This window comes from Moraxella sp. K02, from assembly GCF_041154755.1.
In the GTDB taxonomy this organism is placed as follows: Bacteria; Pseudomonadota; Gammaproteobacteria; order Pseudomonadales; family Moraxellaceae; genus Faucicola.
In genome coordinates, this window is record NZ_AP031590.1 from 1028719 (window position 1) to 1046335 (window position 17617).

The window sequence follows — 17617 nt, forward strand, 5'->3', positions numbered from 1 at the left end:
TTCATCCAGCAAAATTTATTCATCCAAACTAGCTTGACGTAACAATTATCAAAAGTGATGTGAGAAAAACCATGAGTCAACCTTATATTTTAGTCTTGTATTACAGCCAAAATGGCTCAACCAAAGATTTGGCGTATCTGGTCGCACAAGGTATTGAAGACAGTGGCACGGGCATAGCCGCTCGTATTCGCACGGTACCCAAGGTCAGTAGCGAGACTGAAAAAATCGCGCCAAGTATTCCTGATGAGGGTGACCTGTACGCCACAATGGATGAGTTAAAAAACTGTGTGGGGCTGGCACTCGGCAGTCCCACCCATTTTGGCAATATGGCAGCATCGATGAAGTATTTTTGGGATAATAGCGTCACAATCTGGCTCGCGGGGGATTTGCAAAACAAACCTGCGTGCGTATTTACCAGTACGGGCACCATGCACGGTGGGCAGGAGACGACGTTGACTAGCATGATGACGCCGCTACTGCATCATGGTATGGTGATTGTGGGAATTTCGTACAGTGAGCCTGCGCTCAATACCACGAGCCAAGGTGGCAGCCCGTATGGTGCAAGCCATGTCAGTGGCGCAAAGCATGACCACATCATGAGCGCGGACGAAAAAACATTAGCCATCGCCCAAGGTAAACGTCTAGCCAAAATTGCCAAGGCATTACAAGCGTTATGAGAAAACAAGCATTATGAGAAAACAAGCATTATGAGAAAACAAGCCACGCACTCACTATCTGCGCCAAAACCCATTTATCCCATCCACCGACGCTTAACCATAGTATGGTGGGTTTGGCTAGGGTTTCGATTGCTGGCAGTACCGCTATTGACGCATTGGTTGGCAAGTGCAAAGCCTGCTATGGTCGGCGGGATTGCTTGGCAAGCTTTGTGGTTGATACCTGCGCTCTTATCAACGCCTTATATCGTGAAAGGCAAAAGCCCATACGCGCTATTGCTGCTAAGTATGCTCACTTTTGTATATTTGGGCGGCAGTGGTATGGTTGCACTAAAATACGGCTATCAAACGCATTGGGGGTTGATGGCTGTGTGGTTGGTGGATTTTGTTTTGCTAGGATGGGTCAATTACTGGCTATTTATTTTGTTAAAACGACTGCCAAAGATGAATGGCTAATTGCCAAAAGAGCGTACCCAGTCAGGTACGCTCTTTTTATGCTAAAAAATTATGCTAAAACATCGTTAGGCCAACACATCATTTAGCCATTTACCGATAATTTTGAGTTGCGGCATACATACTTGGTGCGCCATCGGATAGCTGTAAAACTGCGGCTGATAACCTTTTGACTCAAGCCATGCTTTGGCTTCTTGCCCAAGCTGTACTGGGACGACAGGGTCTTGTGTGCCATGATGAATGGCGATGTTTAGATTTTTATTGGCATCACTTAAAGTTAGGCTGTCTTTGGTCGCTAAATAAGTCGATAGGGTTAACAGTCCGGCTAATGGTTTGTCATAGGTGAGTGCCGTCTGATAAGCGACCGCACCACCTTGCGAAAATCCTGCAATCACGATATGCGCTGGCGATACACCGCGCTCGACTTCACGTGCGATTAATTCTCCAATCGCGCGGGCGGATTGTTCAATCTGTGCGGTGTCGATTTTGCGCTCAAGCGACATTTCCAAAATATCATACCAAGCTGGCATCACATAACCTTGGTTGATGGTTACAGGAATGGCGGGGGCATGGGGAAATACAAACCGCACGCCGTGGTTACCATCGAGTCCCAAGTCAGGGACGACCGGCTCAAAGTCATGACCATTTGCGCCCAGTCCGTGTAGCCAAATCACCGCTCTGTCAATCGGCAAGTTATTAGGGTTGTGAATGACTTCAACCGTTTTTAATAAACTCATAAATTCTCCTTTCATGTGAAACTAGCAAATATCATAAAAAATAAATGTCATAAAAATAATTATCGGATAGCTTAAAAATAGGGATAACGCTTGATTTTAGCTTATTCATACCACATTATCTAGGCAATGTTTACCATAAGAATAGCCTAAGTGAATGAAAGAACTTATATCGACTGCTGTACCATTAAATGATCCTCAACTAGACAAGCCTCAAACAGACAAGCACCATGGTGTGAAATTACCGGTCATGGCAAAAGACAGCTATTATCTGTCACGCCTTGCCCAACAATTAAAACAAATCAAAGACAAAGAAAGCGAAGACTATACGTCAAGATTTGACCGCTACCAAAAACAACTCAAACACTCGCAAGACAGGGTGCAAAGCCGTATCGCCAGTCTGCCAACGATACATCTCAACGAAGATTTGCCCGTCAGCCAACAAGCCGATAGGCTTATCAAAGCCATCCAAGACCACCAAGTCATCATCGTGGCAGGGGAGACAGGCTCAGGCAAAACCACCCAGTTACCTAAGATTGCCATGCTTGCCGGGCGAGGGCTAACAGGGCAAATCGGACACACACAGCCAAGACGATTAGCGGCGCGTAGTGTGGCAAATCGCATTGCTGAAGAACTAGGGGAAACGCTCGGACAGACAGTCAGCTTTAAAGTGCGTTTTACTGAGCAAGGCTCATCGGATTCCATTGTCAAACTGATGACCGACGGTATTTTGCTTGCTGAAATGGCACATGACAAGTTTTTGAGCCGCTATGATACCATTATCATTGACGAAGCCCACGAGCGCAGTCTTAACATTGACTTTATCATGGGTTATCTCAAGCGTCTATTGCCAAAACGTCCCGATTTAAAGGTGATTATCACATCGGCAACGCTCGACACAGCAAGGTTTAGCCAGTATTTTTCTAGCGTTGATAGTAAAACCAAACAAGCGACGCCCGCGCCTGTGTTTGTGGTTGAAGGTCGCAGTTATCCCGTGGAAGTGCGCTACCGTCCGTTGACGGAGGAGATTGTCACAGGTTCGGATGATGACAGCTTTGATGATGTCGAAGAAAACTTGCCGCGAGCGATTACCGCAGCGGTGGAAGAGTGCTACCAAGACGCTGCCAGCAAAGGGCATGCTGACCAAGCGGATATTTTGATTTTTGCGGCAACAGAAGCGCAAATTCATGATTTGGCAGATATTTTAAACCAATATGCCCCCCGTCATACCCAGATTTTGCCGTTATTTGCCCGTCAAAGTTTTGCCGAGCAGCAGCAGATTTTTCACCCGACAGGCGGCCGTCGCATTATCATCGCCACCAACGTTGCCGAAACCGCCTTAACCGTGCCCAATATCCGCTACGTCATTGATTTGGGATTTGCTCGGATGTCACGCTATGACTATCGCTCGCGGGTACAAAGACTGCCGATTGAAGCGATTAGCCAAGCTGCCGCCAATCAACGAAAAGGTCGCTGTGGACGTATCGCGGCAGGCGTGTGTATCCGTTTATATTCAGAAGAGGACTTTACCAGCCGTCCGGAATTTACCGAGCCTGAAATTCTGCGTACCAACTTGGCATCGGTGATTTTGCAAATGGCAAACTTGGGTCTGGGGGAAGTAGAAAACTTTGACTTTATCCAGCCACCCGACAATCGACTGGTCAATGATGGGCGTAAACTATTAGAAGAATTGGGGGCGATTGCCACTAAAAAACCTGAAAATAGCCTAAGCACATCTAATGACAATAGCAAAGGTCAATCCAAACGCCATCCCAATCAACTCACCAAAGTCGGTCAAATGATGGCAAAAATGCCCATAGACCCTCGTTTGGCACGTATGCTGATTGCAGGTGAGCAATACGGTTGTCTCAAAGAGCTATTGGTGATTGTATCGGGCTTGTCAGTGCAAGACCCTCGAGAGCGCCCGAGTGATAAGCAAACCCAAGCCGACCAAAAACACGCATTATTTCGCCAAGCCGACAGCGATTTTTTATTTTATCTCAGTCTTTGGCAGGCAATTCATGGGGCTTTATTTAAAAGCGGTGGATTTAAAAGTAGTGAATTTAAAAACAGTGATCTTGACCGTCAAAAAAATGCAACGCTAGATGATGAAGCCGCGCCAATCGCGCAAAGCCCATATGGAAACGACAAATTAACCAACAGCCAACGCAAAAGCTTTGCCAAAAAACATTTTTTAAGCTCGCCGCGTTTACGTGAATGGCAACAAACCCATAGCCAGTTGCTGCAAATGGTGGATGGCTTAAAATTAATAATCAACCAAGAGCCAGCCAGTTATGTGCCTATTCACCGAGCATTACTCACAGGTCTGTTGTCGTTCATTGCCCAAAAAGTCAATGAAGTCGATAAAGGCGGCAAGCTAATCAAAGCCAAACGCGGCGAGTATGTCACCGCGCGTCAGCACAAAGCCAAGATTTTTCCTGCCAGTACCTTGTTTAAGCAAAATCCGCTATGGGTAATGGCGTTTGAGGTGGTTGAGACCTCGCAGGTATTTATGCGTACCGCTGCCAAAATCGAGCCAGAGTGGATATTGGCGATGGCCGGGGATTTGCTCAAATACCATTATTTTGAGCCGCATTGGTCAGCCAAAACGGGGCATGTCAAGGCATACGCCCAAATCAGCTTGTTTGGTCTGATTGTGGTACACAAACAACTGATGAATTATGAGCGGGTCAACCTTAGCGAGTCTCGAGAAATCTTTTTGCGAGATGCCTTGGTGTTGGGCAATCTGAATGCCCCGTCCACAGGCGATGGTAAAAAGGGCAAATTGCCGCCATTTTTGCAGCATAATATAGATAAAGTCGCTGATGTCTCGTTGATTGAAGACAAGCTGCGGCGTCGAGACTTGCTGGTTGATGAAGAGCAATTATACGAATTTTATGCCAAGCGAGTGCCTGAGCATATCGCTAGTCGCAAAGTTTTTGAAGATTGGCGAAAAGAGGTAGAAAAGACGGAGCCACAGTTTTTATTTTTTAGTGATAAAGATGTGCTCAACGAACAAGCACCCGCCACCCAAGCTTTCCCAGAAACGTGGCAACTGGGTAATTTAAAACTACCCCTGTCGTATATTTTTGACCCGACCAGCGACGATGATGGCGTGACCATTAAAGTCCCGCTTGTTGCCTTACCTCAAGTTGATGCGGTTGAGTTATTATGGGGTATTGCAGGGTGGCGCTATGAGCTGGTTTTGCAGCTATTAAAGACGTTGCCCAAAGATATTCGCCGTCAAATCGTGCCTGTGCCCGATACCGCCAAACAAATTTTTGACACGCTTGAAAAAAACCACCATGGCGGACTGCTAAAGCAACTGTGCCAAGCCTTAAACCAGCGCGGCGTGCGTGGGGCAAACAATCAATTTGTAGAGCCAAAAGACTTTAACCCAAATGAGGTTGAAACCTATTTGCAGCCACAAATTGCGCTGGTCGATGACAAAAACCGCCTGATTGAAAAAGGGCGAGATATTGACGCATTAAAACTGCGTCATCAAGTCACCACAAGCCAAGCCGTCGCCAGTGGTAAAGGCGTACATAGCGAGTTTCCCGAGCATTTTAACTTTATGCAAAACCGTCACAGTGCAGGCGTGATGATCAAGCAGTTTTCGGCACTGGTTGCTGATGGACAGCCAAGCTATAGCGATAAAAAGGCTGTGTCTATTCAGCAATTTACTGACGTCAGTGTGGCACTCAACAAACACCGTCAAGGCTTGCTTGCTCTAATCGGCAATGAATTAGGCGCGAAAGCCAGACAGCTTACCAGCCAAATTGATAAAAACTTTAAACTTGCCTTTGCCCCACTCGGTGAGCTTGATAGACTCAAAGATTTGCTGATTCATGCCACGCTTGATGCCACTTTTGAAAAATTTGTTGCAGAGTTTGACCATGAAAAATTCACGGCAGGGATTCATGATAAAGAGTTGGTGATTGCCATCAATCAGTTGCCTTTGACGTTGGATGAATTTAACCAAGCCAAAGCCGTGGTGCTTACCAATTTCTTGAGCGTTGGGCAAAGTGTATTAGTTCAGCTAAAATCAGTGTATGAGCAGTGGCAGCAAGTTCGCCAAAAACTGCTGTTACTTGACCGTGATATTTTTGAAGAAAGTATTGAAGATATCGAAGACCAGCTCGATGATTTGAGTTTGTCGGACTTTGTGTATCGCATGAGTTATCAAGATTGGCAGCAATATCCGCGTTATCTGCAGGCGTTGTTGGTGCGACTCGATAGGCTTGAGCACAATTTGGATGCCGATCTTGATGCCGTGTACCAGCTCGATAAGCACATGGAGAGGCTGTCTATTAAGGGTAATGATGAGACAATTATGCCGTATCGTTGGTTGGTTGAGGAGTTTCGGATTCAGCTGTTTGCCCAGCCGATGAAAACCCGTGTGCCTGTATCAGATAAACGCCTAGAAAAATTGTGGGATGAGTTGAATGGTTAACAAAAAATCCGTCAAAATTTGGCGGATTTTTTATAGAATATTGATTTAAAATAATTTTTCTAGGGCGTGTCCCTATTTGGATAATGAGGCTAAAAATAGACTAAATCGCTAGCAAAACAAGGCAAATTGTGCAGATAATATTGGAATATTGTCAAACAATTTAACGCAGTTTTGCCAGATTTAGGCATTTTAGGCCATTAAAAATACTTTTTTCGGAATTAGGGACACGCCCTAAACTTTGTTTGAACTAAAATCATGACTAATAGTGTTTTTGCAGGGTATGACTTATATTGAATAGTCATGATTGGGAGTGCTACAGTTGATAGGTATTTTACGAACAATAGGTTATGAACAATAGATTGATTTTTTTAACATTTGAAATTTTTACCTATACAATTAATTTGAGTCGATGAAAAATTAAAAAGTTGATTTGGTAAAAACAGCAAAACTTAGTAAAATAGTCAGATTAAATTTTTTAAAAGTGAAAGTCATGCCAAGCCAACCGCAAGTTTTTAATCCCCAATCTACCAATAAACCTGCTACCCACCATCAAGCCAATCATAATGAAAACCGTACTTTAGGTCAAAGCGCCAGCCAAACGGCGCACCAACTGGCTCAAGATATAGCAACGATAAAAGCGCCTAAGATTGGTTTTGTGTCGCTTGGTTGCCCCAAAGCCTTGGTGGATAGCGAGCGCATTATCACCGAGCTTAGCCGTGATGGCTACCAAGTCGCCAGTGACTATGATGGTGCAGATTTGGTGGTGGTCAATACTTGTGGCTTTATCGAATCTGCGGTGCAAGAATCGCTTGACGCCATTGGTGAGGCAATTACCAAAAACGGCAAGGTGATTGTCACCGGCTGCCTTGGCAAAGATGCCGAAAAAATCAAAACCATGCACCCAGCCGTGCTTGCGGTGACTGGCGCACATGCCTATGAAGAAGTCGTCAATGCCGTGTCGCATTATGTGCCAAAACCTGCGCCATCAAAAACGTACGACCCAAAAATCGACCTAATCAATGATGCGGGCATTAAGCTTACGCCAAAACATTATGCTTATGTCAAAATATCCGAAGGCTGTAACCACCGTTGCACATTTTGTATCATCCCAAGCTTTCGTGGAGACCTTGTTAGTCGCCCGATTGACAGTATCATGACTGAAGCGGCTGCGCTCAAAAACGCAGGCGTCAAAGAGCTATTAATCATCTCGCAAGATACCTCAGCCTATGGCGTAGATCTTAAATACAAAACCAGTTTTTGGAATGGCATGCCCATCAAATCCAAATTTTACGATATGTGCGAGGCATTGAATCGACTGGGCATTTGGGTGCGTTTGCATTACATCTATCCTTACCCGCATGTCGATGCTGTGGTCAAACTGATGAGTGAAGATAAGCTACTGCCATACCTTGATATCCCGTTCCAACATGCCAGCCCCAATGTGCTCAAAGCCATGAAACGTCCCGCGCATAGCGAAAACGTACTGGCGCGCATCAGAACTTGGCGCTCGATTTGCCCCGATATTGTCATTCGTTCCACTTTTGTGGTGGGTTTCCCTGGGGAGACGGAAGAAGATTTTGAGTATTTGCTCGACTGGCTCAAAGAGGCGCGATTAGACAGAGTGGGGGCGTTTACCTATTCAGAAATAGAAGGCGCGGCGGCAAACGATTTACCGAACCCTGTGCCAGACGCTATCAAACAACAACGCTATGAACGACTGATGGCGCTACAGCAACAAATCAGTGCCGAAAAACTGGCTGAGAAAGTCGGTAAAACCTTAAAAGTGTTGGTGGATGAGATTGATGAAGAAGAAAATATCGCCATTTGCCGTAGCTATGCCGATGCGCCAGAAATTGACGGTCACGTGTATGTAGATAATATTGATGCATCAGTTAAAGTCGGTGAATTTTTGACCGTCACCATTGATGAAGCCAATGAGTATGACCTTTTTGCCAGTTTTACAGGTGAACTGTTATAAGGATAAGGATTGTCATGTCTCAATCAATGTTAGCGTATAGTCTTTTAGCGATTGCGATTATTAGTGAAGTGACTGGTTCAACTTTTTTGGCAAAATCAGAGGGGTTTAGCAAACCCTTGCCCACTATCATTACCATGATTTGTTTTGGCATTGCTTTTTATCTTCTTTCACAAGTCATAAAAATCATACCACTGGGGATTGCTTATGCCATTTGGTCAGGGGTAGGTATTGTGTTAACCGCTATCATTGGGTACTTTATTTTGGGTAACAAATTGGATTTACCCGCCATCGCGGGCATGAGTCTAATTGTATTGGGTGTGATGGTGATTAATCTTTTTTCTCATTCAGCCACGCATTAATCCACGCTTTAATAATCCACACATTAATATAGTACCTTGGATATAGCGACTCGATAGCTTAATGGCTAAAACCGACTGAATTTTCAATGTGAGAGTAGGGTAAAAATTAAAATGACTGTTGAAATTATCTTTACACTATCTAAAAACCGTTAATTTTGTTAAAATTTCGCCATTTGTATTATTTGCTATCCAACAGCCAACAAGAGGTCAACCATGTCTGATAAAGCTCCCCGTTACCAACGTATTTTGCTCAAACTCTCTGGCGAGGCCCTGGCAGGCAAAAATGATATGGGGATTGATTCAGGCGTATTAGACAACATGAGTCTTGCGATTGCGCACTTGGTAGGATTGGGTGTGCAAGTGGGTATCGTGGTCGGTGGTGGCAACTTGTATCGTGGCGCTGCGCTACAAAAACAAGGCTTGGTGGGCCGTGTCACAGGCGACCAAATGGGTATGCTTGCGACCGTAATGAATGGCTTGGCGATGCGTGACGCCCTAGAGCGCCGTAATATCAAATGCCGTTTGATGTCAGCCTTGCCAATTGGCGAAGTGACTGAAAACTACAGCAGCCGCAACGCTATTCGCTATTTACAGAACAATGAAGTGTGCGTGTTTGTCGCAGGTACCGGCAATCCGTTTTTTACTACGGATACCGCAGCATGTTTACGTGGCATCGAGATTGAAGCCAATTTAATCCTAAAAGCGACCAAAGTCGATGGTGTGTATAACAAAGACCCAAATACCCATGATGATGCCGTCAAATACGACGAACTTACCTTTGACCAAGTGCTAGATCAAAAATTGGGGGTGATGGATTTGACTGCGATTGCGTTGCTGCGTGAGCATAACGTACCGCTGCAAGTATTTGATATGGCAAAACCCAATGCGCTACTTCATGTGGTGATGGGCGAGTCAGAAGGCACCAAAGTTATCAATCACTAAAATAGTTGATACACTAAAATACTTTATAAATTTGACATACATAGTTTTAAAAGGACACAACATGATTAACGATATTAAAAAACAAGGCGAAGACAAAATGAAAAAGGCGATTGAAGCCTTAGAAAATGCCTTTAGTAAATTACGTACAGGCCGTGCCCATCCTGGTATTTTGCAGGGTGTGATGGTGTCTTACTATGGCTCTGAGATGCCACTTAATCAAGTGGCGAGCATCAACGTTGAAGACTCGCGTACCCTATTAGTGCAGCCTTTTGACCGTAGCATGGTGCAGGCAGTCGACAAAGCAATTCGTGAATCAGATTTGGGTCTTAACCCAATGAGCGCAGAAGTGATTCGAGTACCACTACCCGCATTGACAGAAGAAACCCGTAAAGATATGCAAAAATTGGCACGTCATGAAGCCGAAGAGCGCCGTGTATCCGTGCGTAATGCTCGCCGTGATGCCAACAATGCCTTAAAAGCCTTAGTAAAAGACAAGCAAATCTCAGAAGACGATGAACGCCGCGCCAATGACGACATCCAAAAAATGACCGATAAATACATTGATAGCATTGATAAAATGCTCTCTAGCAAAGAAGCAGAGTTAATGGCCGTTTAATCGTTATTTATCCAACAAAAGAACCAATTCATAAGAAGTAGGTCATGGTTGAGTCAAAGGCAGCAATGCCACAACATATTGCCATCATTATGGATGGCAATAACCGCTATGCCAAAGCACATGGGCTACCAACCGGTGGCGGGCATATTGCCGGCAAAGATAATTTAGACCCTTTGGTTGAGCATTGCATGGATATTGGTATACGTGCATTGACGGTATTTGCTTTTTCTAGCGAAAATTGGCAGCGCCCAGCCAATGAAGTGGCGCTATTGATGAAGCTACTTGAGCAAACCGTCCATGACCAATTACCGCGAATGCTGCGTCATCAAATTTCTTTGCGCTTTATCGGTGACAGGAGTACCTTGACGCCGCATTTACGCGCGATTATGCAAGATGCAGAAGAGCAAACTGCCCACTTTACTAAGATGAGTTTGGTGATTGCTATCAGCTACGGCGGTCAGTGGGACATCGTCAATGCCTGCCGCCAAGTTGCCAAACAAGTGGAAGAAGGCGCGCTTACTGCCGAGGCTATTACCCAAGACGATTTTGCACGCCACCTGTCGCTATCGGATTTACCCGCCGTTGATATGTTAATCCGTACAGGGGGTGATTACCGCATTTCTAATTTTCTCCTTTGGCAATGTGCGTATGCTGAGTTATTTTTTACCGAAACGCTTTGGCCAGATTTCAAGGCAGCTGAATTAGACCAAATGATTGATATTTTTATGGGTCGTGAGCGTCGATTTGGTAAGACCAGCGAGCAATTATTAGGTTTGAGCTTTTAGTTAATCAATAGGAACTGTCATGTGGGAACGCATTAGAACCGCCATTATTTTGTTAGTGATTGTTGGCGCTGCGATGTTTGCTACCCGCGAGCCTATTTTGATGTTGCCGCTATTGTTAGTCGGTGCAGGCTTTGGGGCTTTTGAGTGGTCAAAGCTCATGCCGTCACTTGAACAAAATTCTGGCAGTTATGTACCGCCTACCACCCAAATTCCCACCAAACCTGCCAAGCCAATCAATTATATGTATACCCTTTTAATTCTAGGGATTGTCAGTGTGTTATTGGTGATGGCAAAGCTAACTGGCAGTATAGCCTCTTGGGTGTTCTTTTGGATGGTTGCGGCGCTGATTTGGTCGGTAGCGATTGGCTGGATTCGCCGTTATCCCAATAATACGCAAGCTTGGTATGGTAAGCATTTATACGTCATCGGTATGATTATACTGTCATCTGCCATTACTGCGATGTATTATCTGTGGTCACTTTCAGCTTGGTGGCTGCTATATGTGTTTGTATTGGTGTGGTGCGCGGATAGCGGTGCTTATTTTGTCGGACGAAAACTTGGCAGACGCAAAATGTCCCCGCACGTCTCACCCAATAAAAGTGTGGAAGGCTTATTAGGTGGACTTGCCACGGGTACGCTTGTGGTGATTGGTGTATCCTTTGGGTTGTTAAACGATTGGTCGATGATGGCTATTGGCGTGTTTTTGCTCTTATCGCTGCTCACTATCATCATGTCCGTGTTCGGTGATTTATTTGAAAGTATGCTAAAGCGCCATGCAGGTGTCAAAGATGCCGGGGCATTGTTGCCAGGACATGGAGGCATTCTTGATCGTATTGATTCGCAGCTTTCAGCCGTGCCAATTTTTGCGTTAGGGTTTTGGGCGATGAAATTTTACGGCTTAATTTAATACTACATTGGGTTTAGCTTTCAAAAATTTTCACTCCTGCTTAATATTAATCTGTTCAATACCCATCTAGCCAATATCAATTTGTTCAATCTGCTAATAAATGCAAGCTTTTTTTCATTCAATCTTTTTTTGCGCAACTGCTTGTTGATTGCTGCTTAAAAATTTTCTCGCGTGTTAATATGCTTATCACAGTGGCAATTTGCCGCTGTAAATGCAAATATAGGTTTAACCGCCGTCTGCCCGCAACTTACTAGGTCATTGTAATGCTATCTTCAAATCACACTATACCGCAAAAAAACATTGCTATCATGGGCGCAACAGGCTCTATCGGCGATAGTACGCTATCGGTCGTCAGTCAGCATCCTGATTTGTATAACGTGGTCGGGGTGACAGGGTTTTCACGGCTGGATAAACTGTTGAGCATTTGCCAGCAATTTGAGCCAACTTATGTTTGTGTTGCTAAAGAAAAGGAAACAACATTTGCGCAGATGCTCAGCGAGGCTAATCTGGACTGCAAGATTTTGATTGGTGAACAAGGTTTGGCCGAGCTTGCCACGTTAGCAGAAGTGGACATGGTGGTTGCGGCTATCGTCGGCGCTGCAGGCTTGCCATCAACGTTGGCAGCGGCTAACGCGGGTAAAACTATTTTGCTCGCCAATAAAGAAGCATTAGTGATGGCAGGTGAGCTGATGATTAAAGCCGTTAAGCAATCAAATGCCAAATTGCTGCCAATTGATAGCGAGCACAATGCCATTTTTCAATGTTTGCCTACCGCGGTACAACAACAGCGCAATGCCATTCATGATGATAACCATGGTATTAAGAAGCTTTGGTTAACGGCCTCAGGTGGACCGTTTTTACACAAAACACTCGATGATATGAAACGCGCCAGCGTGGCAGAGGCTGTCAAACACCCCAACTGGTCCATGGGGCAAAAAATATCGGTAGATAGTGCTACTATGATGAATAAAGGCTTGGAGCTGATTGAAGCAAGTTTTTTATTTGATATGCCGGTCTCTGAGATTGAAGTGGTCATTCATCCGCAAAGCATCGTGCACTCTATGGTTGAATACAACGATGGTAGTTTTTTAGCGCAGCTGGGCAGTCCTGATATGCGTACCCCCATTGCCCATGCCATGGCATACCCCAATCGTATCAGTAGTGGGGTGGAACGATTAGATATTTTTAAGTTAAGTAATTTAAATTTTGTCCGACCTGATTTAGAAAAGTTTAAATGCTTAGGGTTGGCTTATCAAGCCATGCAACAAGGCAGCTATGCGTGTATCGCATTAAATGCCAGTAATGAGATAGCCGTTCAAGCGTTTTTGGATGGCGACATCTGTTTAACCGATATTGCTGATATCAATGAAAAAGTGCTATTGCAAGCCGAAAAACAGCCGATTGGGTCATTGCAAGCGATTTTGGCGGTCGATAAACTAAGCCGTGAACAAGCACACCAATGTATTGCCGCTTTAAACGCTTAAACAGTGCTAAAAAAGTTTAAAAATAGTTGGCAACACTGGTTGATAATCGTTAAGAATGACTACATAACTTATCAAGATAACGATAGTTAAATTATTTTTAGCCTGTGATTTTGTCAAAAGGATAGCCATGAATTTCATCTTGACCGTTTTAGCTGCGATTGTGGTATTAGGACCTTTGGTTGCGCTACATGAGTGGGGGCACTATATTGTCGCTCGGCTATGCGGTGTCAAGGTATTGACCTATTCAATTGGGTTTGGTCCAAAGCTGCTAAGCTGGACCAGTAAAAAAACTGGGATTAATTATGCTCTCTCTGCAATTCCGCTTGGCGGTTATGTCAAAATGCTCGATGAGCGAGAAGGCAAAGTCAATCCAGCTGAACGTCATTTAGCCTTTAATAACCAAAAACCTTGGAAAAAAATCGCCATCGTCGCAGCAGGTCCGGTGATGAACTTACTGATTGCGATTTTTTTGTATTGGCTGCTATTTATCACTCCAACCCAAGTATTGGCGACCAAAGTCGGCAGTATTTTACCCAACTCACCTGTCAGTCAAACCAGTCTCACAGTCGGTGACGAAATTGTTGCGGTCGATAATAAACCCATTCAAAGCTGGCAAGATATTAACTATGCGTTAGCCGATCGCATGGGCGAGTCGGGGCAAGTTAATTTGACGGTAAATGGCGCGCAAGGTCCAACCAATGTTGCCGTGCCGATACAGCGCTTTATGAAAGTAGAAGCGGGTAAAGCAACCAACCCCATTGATAGTCTAGGCGCGATTCCATGGCAACCAAAAATTCCGGCGGTAATCGGTGAAATTGTCCCAAATAGCGCTGCTGCGCGTCAAGGTCTGCAAGTCGGTGATACCATCACCCGTGTCAACGGTCAACCAGTGAGCGATTGGCTTGCGTTTTCACAAGTTGTCAAATCAAGCCCCGAGCAGTTATTAACCCTTGAAGTACAGCGCCAAGGCAAAATCATCCCCTTAAAAGTTATGCCACAAGCAAAAAAAGATACCATGGGCAATCGATTTGGACAAATTGGCGCAGCTGCAGCGGCATCTAAGGTTACGCCGCCACCTGAGTACATAAAAACTATTCAATATACGCCCATCCAAGCGGTCGAAAAATCCGTGCATCAAACTGTCGATTTAAGTGCCATGACCCTCAAATCAATGGGTAAAATGTTGACGGGCACCATTGGGGTAGAGAACCTATCAGGTCCTATTACCATTGCCAAAGTCGCCAATCAAAGTTTTAGCATCGGTTGGGAAGCGGTATTGTCGTTTATGGCGATTATCAGTTTAAGCCTTGCTGTGCTCAATTTATTACCCGTACCTGTCCTTGATGGGGGTCATATTGTCATGTATGCCTATGAGGCTATTTTTGGTAAACCCATGCCCGAAAAAATACAAATGATGGGAATGAATATCGGTTTAGTTTTGCTTGCAGGTTTCATGCTGTTGGCGATTGGTAACGATATCTCACGCTTGTTTTAATCGACCCAAATTTGGCTAAAATATTGATTTGTAGTTTTGTTTTTTCGCTAGACTTTACGCAAAATTTAGCTTACCTTATGCCAGTAAAATTTATTTACGGATCTCTTGTACTTTGATAATACAAGCTACACATCAAAGACAAACTATTACTAGAAGTTTAATTAAGTCACCCTTTTTGATAGCATTTGTCATTTTTAGCAAACTAAACTTAGATTACCAAATTTAGATTATCAAACCTAGATAAATACCTTTGGCTAACTAAGTTTGGATACCTAAAAGTGACAGGTTTCATGCATTATCTTTGGGCAGTCGTCAATTCGGAAACAAGTTATATGCGAAATTCAGCGTTATTTTTGGTTGCACCGTTAGCACTCGTTACCTCGTATGCACAAGCGGCAAATTTTACCGTGAGCGATATTCAATTTAATGGATTGACACAGGTATCCGCTGATAACCTCTATCCAGTGCTTGCTGTCAATACCGGTGAAGTAGCAAACGATACCAATATCGCAGCTAGTATCAAAGCCCTCTATGAAACTGGCAATTTCTCAGACGTTAAAGCATCCCAATCAGGCAATAAGTTGGTATTTGACGTGGTAGAGCGCCCAATTATCGCAAATGTTACTTATGACGGTAATAAACTCATTCCAAAAGAAGCATTGACCGAAGGCCTAAAACGTATTGGCATCGTAGAAGGCAATGTGTTAAAACAGGCGACGGTTGAGCAAGTCCAAAATGAGCTAAAACAGCAATATAATCAGCAAGGTTATTATAATAGCGAAGTTAAGGTAACCCAAACGCCCTTAGACAATAACCGCGTTGCGCTTAAATTTAATTTTGTTGAAGGTAAGGCGGCGCGTGTTGTCGATATCAAGGTGATTGGTAACAAACATTTTAGCGACAAAGAAATCAGACAAGCGATGAGCATCAAAGAAAGCTCATGGGTCAATGTGATTAGCAAATCTGACCGCTATGCCAAAGAAAAGCTTGCGGCAAGTTTAGAAAATGTCACCGCCATGTACCAAAATGCGGGCTTCGTCAAATTCACCATCAATGATGCCACCATTAATTTAAGTCCAGAAAAAGATAAAGTGTTTATTGAGCTCAATCTTACCGAAGGTGAGCAGTATAAATTTGGCAATGTCAATTTTATGGGTACGCCCAACTACGATACCGACAAGCTTCGTAAGCAAGTGGCATTTAAGCCAGGTGAGCGTTATTCACAACGTCAAATGACGACAACCTTACAAAATCTAGGCACATTGTATGGTAACGATGGCTACTATTTTGCCCAAATCCGCCCAGTGCCGCGTATCAATGAAGATACTCGCACGGTAGATGTCGATTTCTTTATTGACCCTGTGCGCCCTGTGTATGTTCGCCGTATCAATTTTACCGGTAACAATAAAACCGCAGATGAAGTATTGCGCCGAGAAATGCGCCAAATGGAAGGCGCATTGGCCGCCAATGAAAAAATCGATTTGTCGCGCACGCGTTTGATGCGTACAGGCTTCTTCAAAACTGTCAACATGGATGTCAAACCTGTCCCTAACACCCCCGATCAGGTGGATATCAATGTCGCAGTAGAGGAGCAACCATCAGGGACTAGTACCATTGCGGCTGGTTATTCACAAAGTGGTGGTATCACTTTCCAAGCAGGTTTAAGTCAATCCAACTTTTTGGGTACAGGTAATCAGGTCAATATTTCGTTATCGCGTTCTCAGACGTTAGATAGTTATAATTTGGGCTATACCAACCCGTACTTTACCCCAGATGGGATATCGCAAAGTGCCAGTATTTATGCCCGCAGAACCAAATATGACAGCAAAAACATTTCAAACTATGTCACCGATTCGTATGGCGGCACCTTAGGTTTTAGCTATCCGATTGATGAAAATAAGAGTTTAAGTGCCGGTCTCACACTTGATAGTACCACAATCAAAGCAGGTGCTTTGTTAGCGGTATCAAACTATCAATACTTAAAAGACGAAGGTGCTCTGCAAGTAGGTTCAGACTCTGATGGCAATGAATCATTCGAATCAGACCCATTTAATACCGCGAGCCTAAATTTAGGCTGGAATATGAACACGCTTGACCGTGGGCGTTTTCCAACCAACGGTATGTCACATAACGTCAATTTGGAACTGGCCTTCGGTGATGCCACTTACCAAAAACTGGTCTATCAAGGAAACTACTATCGCCCATTCCTAAAAAATACCGTACTACGCGGTTATACCAAGTTAGGATATGGTAACGATTTACCTTTCTGGAAAAATTTCTTCGCAGGGGGTTATGGCTCAGTGCGTGGTTATCAGAATGCCACTTTAGGCCCTACCAGTAATCGTTATTACCCAGTGAAAAATAATAGTGGGGTCGATAATTACCCAGAAGAGATTGGCGGTAATGCACTCGCGCAAATGGGTACTGAATTAATCTTGCCGATGCCGTTTAAAGGCGATTGGGCAGACCAAATCCGTCCGGTGTTATTTGTTGAAGGGGCACAAGTGTTTGACACCACCAATAAATATGACCAAAAAGTCACAGTGGGTGGCAATACCGTATCGCTATTAAATGAAAAAGACAATAACATGCGTTTTAGCGCGGGGGCAGGCTTCACTTGGATTACCCCAATTGGTCCAATCTCATTAAGCTATGCTGTTCCGCTTAATGATAAAGATAAAGATAAAGTCGACAATGTACAGTTCGAAATTGGACGTACATTCTAAAAGGTCTATGT

At 44.2% G+C, this 17617-nt stretch carries 13 protein-coding genes; 12 read left to right on the forward strand and 1 reads right to left on the reverse strand.

Features of this window, described 5'->3' with window-relative positions; genetic code table 11:
• The first annotated feature begins 71 nt into the window (after positions 1–71).
• Positions 72–677, forward strand: coding sequence for an NAD(P)H:quinone oxidoreductase (wrbA, locus tag ACAM39_RS04725; RefSeq protein ID WP_369628401.1), 606 nt, complete (start codon positions 72–74; stop codon positions 675–677).
• Positions 678–707: 30 nt separating this feature from the next.
• Positions 708–1130: a hypothetical protein gene (locus ACAM39_RS04730; protein WP_369628402.1), complete on the forward strand. Its 423-nt coding sequence runs from the start codon at positions 708–710 to the stop codon at positions 1128–1130.
• A gap of 65 nt (positions 1131–1195) precedes the next feature.
• Here the strand turns inward: ACAM39_RS04730 and ACAM39_RS04735 are convergent, their stop codons facing one another.
• Entirely contained in the window at positions 1196–1864 is a 669-nt protein-coding gene (locus tag ACAM39_RS04735) for an alpha/beta hydrolase (RefSeq protein ID WP_369628403.1), read from the reverse strand.
• Between the two features lie 247 nt (positions 1865–2111).
• Between ACAM39_RS04735 and hrpA the strand changes: the two genes are divergently transcribed.
• The 10 genes from hrpA (at position 2112) to bamA (ending at position 17606) form a co-directional block, all read left to right on the forward strand.
• Positions 2112–6314 (forward strand): ATP-dependent RNA helicase HrpA, encoded by a 4203-nt coding sequence (gene hrpA, locus ACAM39_RS04740; RefSeq protein ID WP_369628578.1) that lies wholly within the window; start codon positions 2112–2114, stop codon positions 6312–6314.
• Positions 6315–6804: 490 nt separating this feature from the next.
• Complete coding sequence (gene rimO / locus ACAM39_RS04745) at positions 6805–8292, forward strand: 30S ribosomal protein S12 methylthiotransferase RimO (RefSeq protein WP_369628404.1); 1488 nt, start codon at positions 6805–6807, stop codon at positions 8290–8292.
• Between the two features lie 14 nt (positions 8293–8306).
• A complete protein-coding gene (locus tag ACAM39_RS04750; RefSeq protein WP_369628405.1) occupies positions 8307–8651 on the forward strand; it encodes a DMT family transporter in 345 nt (114 codons plus the stop codon).
• A 213-nt stretch (positions 8652–8864) separates the two neighbouring features.
• Entirely contained in the window at positions 8865–9593 is a 729-nt protein-coding gene (pyrH, locus tag ACAM39_RS04755; RefSeq protein ID WP_219298637.1) for a UMP kinase, read from the forward strand.
• A gap of 61 nt (positions 9594–9654) precedes the next feature.
• Entirely contained in the window at positions 9655–10209 is a 555-nt protein-coding gene (frr, locus tag ACAM39_RS04760) for a ribosome recycling factor (RefSeq protein WP_007116803.1), read from the forward strand.
• 44 nt (positions 10210–10253) lie between these two features.
• Positions 10254–10994, forward strand: a complete 741-nt coding sequence (uppS, locus tag ACAM39_RS04765; RefSeq protein ID WP_369628406.1) for a polyprenyl diphosphate synthase — start codon at positions 10254–10256, stop codon at positions 10992–10994.
• Positions 10995–11013: 19 nt separating this feature from the next.
• Entirely contained in the window at positions 11014–11901 is an 888-nt protein-coding gene (locus tag ACAM39_RS04770; protein ID WP_369628407.1) for a phosphatidate cytidylyltransferase, read from the forward strand.
• A 263-nt stretch (positions 11902–12164) separates the two neighbouring features.
• Positions 12165–13385: a 1-deoxy-D-xylulose-5-phosphate reductoisomerase gene (ispC, locus tag ACAM39_RS04775; protein ID WP_369628408.1), complete on the forward strand. Its 1221-nt coding sequence runs from the start codon at positions 12165–12167 to the stop codon at positions 13383–13385.
• A gap of 127 nt (positions 13386–13512) precedes the next feature.
• Positions 13513–14880 (forward strand): RIP metalloprotease RseP, encoded by a 1368-nt coding sequence (gene rseP, locus ACAM39_RS04780; protein WP_369628409.1) that lies wholly within the window; start codon positions 13513–13515, stop codon positions 14878–14880.
• Positions 14881–15212: 332 nt separating this feature from the next.
• The gene (gene bamA / locus ACAM39_RS04785; RefSeq protein WP_369628410.1) at positions 15213–17606 is read left to right on the forward strand and encodes an outer membrane protein assembly factor BamA; all 2394 of its coding nucleotides are present in this window, start codon (positions 15213–15215) and stop codon (positions 17604–17606) included.
• Positions 17607–17617 lie beyond the last annotated feature (11 nt).